We start from the raw sequence: 6,114 nt of genomic DNA on the forward strand, positions 1-6,114 counted from the left end.
CGTTGCATAGAATAATATTCACCGTCAACACTTAAACCTGCAAATGTAGGTCCACCATCGCCAGCTACATCAATCAGATCATTATTGCTGTTATATAGGCGGATCTGTAAATGATTTTCATCTAGTTCATCTATGTCTATAACTAGATAGCCGTATGCAACCAGCGATTCACTAAGAGTTATATCCATATCTATCTCCAAACTCCCATCAAACTTAGTTAATTTTATGCCAGTTAGATCAATCTCTGTGTTGGTGGTGTTCCTTAGCTCTAGATCACTTCGAGAAGCGGGTTCTCGAAGTAAGAGCTCGTTGATGATGATGTTTTGGTAACCAATTGACTCTTCATAAGTAGTTTCTAGAGGTGTATCGGGTGTTGAAGGGGTAGTACTAATGATACTTGTGGAGATATTTTTGAGAGTAACCCAAGATTGGTTAATCTTATCTCCCGTATTACCTGCTTGAAATTCTACATCAATGTTTTTGGTCTGACCGTACGAAGACAGATCCCAAGTATAGGTTGTCCAATCAATATCACTACCAGATGCATTTACGCTTAAGATAATATTTCCATTAACAAGTACTCGAAATCCAGGTATATCTGAAAATACGTCGTCTACGGTGGTAAATTTATAATCGAAAGATAAGGTTTTAGCGCCAGGACTTATTGACTGCATAAGTCGATTTTCCCAGAGATAGTTACCGGCATCATTAGTATATGTTTGCCTGCCTATGAGAATTACATCATCCTGAAACTGCACATCTCCCGTAGTTATCCAGTTATTTATTATAATTTGCGATTGATCAACTGTTAATGAACGCGACTGCGAAATTTTAGTATTTTGATACTGATCTTGCACAGACACAGTCCACCAATATTCACCATTAGCTAGCTCTTTTGTGTGTGTTAGATCAGTTGAATAATCTGAAGAGTAATATTCGCTGGTGAGTTCTTCATCTAGATATATAGATACTTTGTACTCGAGTATTGCTGTCTCACAGGAGCTTGAGGAATCTTTCCAGTCAAAAGTAATTGTTTGAGTGTTGGCTGTGTGACTATTGGCAGGCGTGGTGAGCTCGGGAGCTGTTGGCTTATCCCAGCAGCCGCTCATAATTTTATTGCCAGTGGTGGTAACTGTTTCGGAGAGATAAGCACTGGTTACTTCAACATATATTAGGGAAACAAGAATAACTAAAGAGGCAAACTGAACGATGCGCTTAACTGTCTGATTAGCAGACACAATATTAGTTTAGGTAATTACTCGGCAGGTGTCAACTGTATGGGATATAATAGAAATATGAAGGTAGGAGTTGATGTAGGTGCTCTTGATGGGGTAAGAGACGCTGGGCCAAGCGGTGTATATAGAGTTACACAGGAATTCTTGCGCACGCTTAAAGAATATCCCACAAACTACGAGTTTTTATCCTATAGACCAAGTTACTTGTCTTTGGGGTGGAACTATCTTGAACTACCTATACGATTGATAAAAGATAGAGTAGATGCATTTATCGGATTAAGTCAAGCATTGCCCAGATTTTATAGGGGAAAAAAAGTTTTGTTAGTATATGACCTGGGTTTTGAGCATTATCCAAAACTATACGAAAATTCAGCTAGATTAAAAAGAATTAGTCAGGATGCAGTCTCTAGTGCAGATGCCATTGTCACCATGTCTGAAAATACCAAAGAGGATTTGATTCGTCTATATGGATGTAAGTCCAAACAGATCTCTGTAGTATATGGAGGAGTAAACAACGTGTTCACCCCGCGAAGTAGTGAAGAGATAGAGAGTGTTCGAAAAAGATATAATTTATACGAAGACTTTTTTATTTTTGTAGGTCAAAATCGCCAAGTTAAAAACATCCAGTTTTTAATTAAGGTCTTTGAAGAAGCAAAGAAAATACAAAAAGATATTTTTTTGGTAATTGTTGGCAGAGGCTACCATAATATTAGCTCAAATGCAGTTCGAGTTTTAGGTAGAGTTCCAGACAAGGAGCTTTCCGCGCTTTATTCAACGTCTTACGGGCTTATTACCGCTTCTTTGTATGAGGGGTTTGGTCTGCCTATAATAGAAGCAATGGCTTGTAAATGCCCAGTTGTTGCCTCAGAAGTTGGAGCTCTCCCGGAAATAGTTGGAGACGGTGGAATACTACTTAAGCAGAACAATCAATCAGAGTACGTCGAAACGATACTGATGCTCGCAAGTAATAGGCAAGTTAGACTAGATTTGGCTAATAAAGGATTAGAAAGGTCTATGAAGTTTAGTTGGAAGAGATTTACTAAGGAAGTAGTGGGACTAATATGAAAATAACAGCGGTGATCTTAACTAAGAACGAAGAGAAAAATATACAAAAATGTATAGAAAGTCTAGCTTGGATTGATGAAGTAGTGATCATAGACGATTACTCTTACGATAATACTGTAAAAATTGCGAAAAAAAATGGTGCGAAAATATATAAGAGAGAATTAAGTGGTAATTTTGCCGATTCGAGGAACTTTGGGCTAGAGAGTGCTTCTAATGAGTGGGTATTATTTATTGATACAGATGAAATAGTATCTCAAGAATTAGCCCTTGAGATTATGAAATTAGAGACAACTGATATGTTTGGCTATGCTATTAAAAGAATAGATCACTTGTGGGGTAGGGAACTTAAGCATGGGGACGTAGGAAATGTGTGGTTAACTCGACTAGTTAAAAAGAATACGGGAAAGTGGGAAAGAAAAGTCCATGAGGTGTGGAAGAGTAACGATAGCTCAAAAACAAGTAAATTGAGAGGTGTTATTAATCATTACCCTCATCAGACTATAAGTGAGTTTGTGGAGAGGATTAGAAGCTATGCGCTTCTACATGCAAAAGTTTTAGAGGATCAGGGTATAAGGGTAAGTATTTGGCAGGTTGTGTTGTATCCTGTAGGAAAATTTCTATATATCTATATTATTAAGCTGGGTCTTCTTGATGGTACAGCTGGTTTTGTGCACGCAATGATGATGAGTTTTCATTCATTTATTGCACGATCCGAATTACTAGTACAACAAAATGAAGCTAGTTAAATATCTTTTATTTCTTTCAGTTATCTTCTTTCCTCTAGGTTTATTGGCCAGTTTTAAGCTGATTGGTACACCCGATGTGCGGATAGTGTTTTTGGATGTTTTAGTTGGGCTCATTGTTTTAGCTTGGTATAGTAAGCACTTCGAGAAGCGGATTCTCGAAGCATGGTGGTTTGTGGGGGTGGCGGGGCTGTCGTTATTAGTCAATATACCGAAGTATGAATTGTGGCAGGTGGGTGTCGGGAGTTTGTATTTATTGAGATTTGTGGCTTATACAGGGCTAATATATGTACTAAAAGATCTGAAGCTTAAGTTAAGAAGCGCTCTAGTTTGGTTGGGTGTTAGTGTGGCGGGGTTGGGGTTGGTGCAGTACGGGCTTTATCCTAACTTGCGTAACTTACAGTATCTGGGTTGGGATCCTCATCTGAGCCGTCTATTTGGTACGTTTTTAGATCCACAATTTACGGGGATAATTTTGGTTTTAACCTTGATTTTATTGTTTAGTAATCGGAAAGGCCTAGGTCTAAAAAAAGCTATATATATAGGAATAGTGGAAATTGCACTGGTTTTAACGTTTTCTAGAAGTAGCTATTTGGCCTTTATGCTGGGGATGGGAATTCTGGCCTTGGGAAGAAAAATGAGCAAGGCGAAACTGGGGATTGGTATTTTTGTGGCAGTTTTGTTAATTATACTGCTCAAGCCAGCTGGAATTGCGGGGGATTTATTAAGAGTAGATACTGTAGATTCTCGTATAGATAGTTGGCTGAGCGCGGTTGAGGTATGGAAATCTAGTCCCGTACTGGGCGTGGGACTAAACATGTATCGCTACGTGCAAGATTTTAAAGGCCCCTCCATTTCGGCGAGCAGGCTGGCCTTTGATAATAATGCGGGGGCGGGAGTGGATAATAGTTTTTTGTTTGTGCTGGCTACAACTGGGGTAGTTGGTTTGGTGGCGTATTTAATTTATTGGGGTAGCTTGCTAAAAAATGTCAGTATTGAGGGATTGGCTGTAACATCTGCATTGCTCACCCACGGCTTGTTTAATAATACTTTGTTTTACCCATGGGTGCTGTGGTGGATAGCGGTATACTTTTCTAATCCTCGGGAGAGTAGTTAAGAACTAACTCTTGCTCTGTGGTGTTTCCGGCTTGATCAGTTGCAGTAACTAAAAGTTTATTTTCACCTGAATTTAGTTTTAGCTCAAGCGTGAAGGAACCACTGCGAGTAACAATAGCTCGTCTTCCGCTGACAGTAACAGTAGCGCTACTATCTGTCTCACCACTAATTATCGCTTTGCCATTGCTGTTGTCTACTGCTCCGGTAGCAGTTAGTGGCGGGCCTTGTATTTGGAGAATAATTAGATATGCTGTTGATGGCTTGCTCTTGTTTCCAGAAAAGTCCTCTGAGACAACATAAAATTCATTTTTATCGGCGACGAGTTTAATGTCGTCGAAACTAAAATCACCAGCAGAGTCCACTGAGGTGGTGCTAATTTGGGAATCATTGCGGTATAGGTGTACTTTAGCTCCACTTTCTGAGGTACCAGTGATGGTTAGGGAGTTTTTAGAAGTTGCCTCGGATAATGGTTCTAAATTAGGAATGGATGGAGCAATTGTGTCGTTACTCGCATTTGCATCTATATTTTGTGACCGGGAAAAAATCTTTGAATTAATGGTGGTAATCCCAAGGATTAATTCTGGTAAATAAAACATTGATCCAGCAGCTAAGCCAACTATTAGTAATAGGGACAATAATAGACTTATTGCTGTTTTTTTGCGATATTTTTGTTGTAATCTTGATTTAGTCATTTGAGCCAGTGGGAGGAATTGAACCCCCGACCTTTCCCTTACGAAGGGATTGCTCTACCCCTGAGCTACACTGGCGAACTGTAAGGATATTTTATCATGCAGAATGTGCAAAGAGTTATTTGTGAACGTAGGGTGATTAGATATATGGTGCGATAGATACTATTAAGGTCTCTAGATAAAAACTGCATTGACGTTGTATAATTCATCTGGTAGCATATGGTGTGTTGGTCGCGTAGTGTAGCGGTTATCACGCTTCCCTGTCAAGGAAGAGATCACGGGTTCAAATCCCGTCGCGACCGCATATCTGCTCTGCTCATTTATTCTTATTCCACTGCTCAGAGAGGAGGGGAGAAATGTGTTTGAAGAATTAAAAGAAAGATTAAATCTTAAAGAAAATTACGTTTCCATGGGATTGGGTCTATTGGTAGTTATTCTTATTGGGGTTGCAATTTTTAATTCAGTTACCGGTAGGGGTGGTGAAATAGATAAGGATGCTACAGCTAGTGGTTCTGATGCTACAGATAGTGCTATGATGGCAAATCTACCAGAGAAATATACTTTATTAGAAGGTGAGGATTTATGGTCAGTATCTGTCAAGCTCTACGGGTCAGGATATAACTGGGTAGATCTTGTTGAAGCAAATAAAATAGCAAATCCAGATAATGTTGAAGTTGGTATGGAATTAGTGGTTCCTAAAGTAACACCAAGACCAAAACCAGATGGACCAGTGGTACAGGTGTACACAGTAAGCAAGGGTGAAACCTTGTTTATGGTTGCTGAAAAGATGTATGGTAATGGAGAAAAATGGATGGTAATTGCACGAGCTAATAATCTACGAAATGCTAACCGCATTGAAGTAGGCCAAAAGCTAGTAATACCAAGTTTATAGTACGAGCGGGATTAGTACATTGGTAGTATGCCACTTTCCCAAGGTGGAGAGGGGGGTTCAATTCCCCTATCCCGCTCCAGGTCGGACTAGTTTTGCAACTTCTCCAAATTTAGCCTTGAAATCAACTTTTAGCTTGGTTCTAACCAGGTTTTTTCATTTTTCTGAGTTAGTCTGGAAAGTTGCAATACCGGTGACGAGAATCGAACTTTTGCTCGAATGTTAATCTGAATTCAGATGAATTAGTTGGGGTTAATTACTATTTACTATATCTTCCAAGCTCCTCCTGACTTTCGCAAAACACCTATTTTCTCCATAAATTAGCTTCAATTATTCAAATTTCAGGACACTAACAGACTTCATTGAGTTAAAATATC

Annotated in this window: 6 protein-coding genes and 3 tRNA genes; 6 read left to right on the forward strand and 3 right to left on the reverse strand. The window is 39.2% G+C overall.

Features of this window, described 5'->3' with window-relative positions; all coding sequences use genetic code 11:
* A partial coding sequence (locus tag CO050_01575) for a hypothetical protein (GenBank protein ID PJC31940.1) occupies positions 1–1,238 on the reverse strand: 1,238 nt, incomplete at its 3' end.
* A gap of 39 nt (positions 1,239–1,277) precedes the next feature.
* On the opposite strand from CO050_01575, the gene CO050_01580 reads away from it, so the two are divergent.
* Genes CO050_01580 through CO050_01590 form a run of 3 tightly spaced genes read left to right on the forward strand, consistent with a single transcriptional unit; the run spans position 1,278 to position 4,160 of the window.
* Positions 1,278–2,300, forward strand: a complete 1,023-nt coding sequence (locus CO050_01580) for a hypothetical protein (GenBank protein PJC31941.1) — start codon at positions 1,278–1,280, stop codon at positions 2,298–2,300.
* Positions 2,297–3,046 carry a hypothetical protein gene (locus CO050_01585; protein PJC31942.1) on the forward strand — a complete coding sequence of 250 codons (750 nt, stop codon included), beginning with the start codon at positions 2,297–2,299 and terminating at the stop codon, positions 3,044–3,046. The genes CO050_01580 and CO050_01585 overlap by 4 nt, the downstream gene beginning before the upstream one ends.
* Entirely contained in the window at positions 3,033–4,160 is a 1,128-nt protein-coding gene (locus tag CO050_01590; protein PJC31943.1) for a hypothetical protein, read from the forward strand. The genes CO050_01585 and CO050_01590 overlap by 14 nt, the downstream gene beginning before the upstream one ends.
* On the opposite strand, the gene CO050_01595 is transcribed toward CO050_01590, so the two are convergent.
* Together CO050_01595 and CO050_01600 are read right to left on the reverse strand one after the other, a co-directional pair.
* Positions 4,138–4,851, reverse strand: a complete 714-nt coding sequence (locus CO050_01595; GenBank protein ID PJC31944.1) for a hypothetical protein — start codon at positions 4,849–4,851, stop codon at positions 4,138–4,140. The two genes, CO050_01590 and CO050_01595, sit on opposite strands and share 23 nt — an antisense overlap.
* A tRNA-Thr gene (locus CO050_01600) sits at positions 4,852–4,926 on the reverse strand.
* A 151-nt stretch (positions 4,927–5,077) separates the two neighbouring features.
* Between CO050_01600 and CO050_01605 the strand changes: the two genes are divergently transcribed.
* The 3 genes from CO050_01605 (at position 5,078) to CO050_01615 (ending at position 5,819) form a co-directional block, all read left to right on the forward strand.
* Positions 5,078–5,150 (forward strand) — tRNA-Asp (locus CO050_01605).
* Between the two features lie 56 nt (positions 5,151–5,206).
* Positions 5,207–5,740, forward strand: a complete 534-nt coding sequence (locus CO050_01610; GenBank protein ID PJC31945.1) for a hypothetical protein — start codon at positions 5,207–5,209, stop codon at positions 5,738–5,740.
* 5 nt (positions 5,741–5,745) lie between these two features.
* Positions 5,746–5,819, forward strand: a tRNA-Gly gene (locus CO050_01615).
* Positions 5,820–6,114 lie beyond the last annotated feature (295 nt).

The organism is Candidatus Roizmanbacteria bacterium CG_4_9_14_0_2_um_filter_38_17, from assembly GCA_002788855.1.
Lineage (GTDB): Bacteria > Patescibacteriota > Microgenomatia.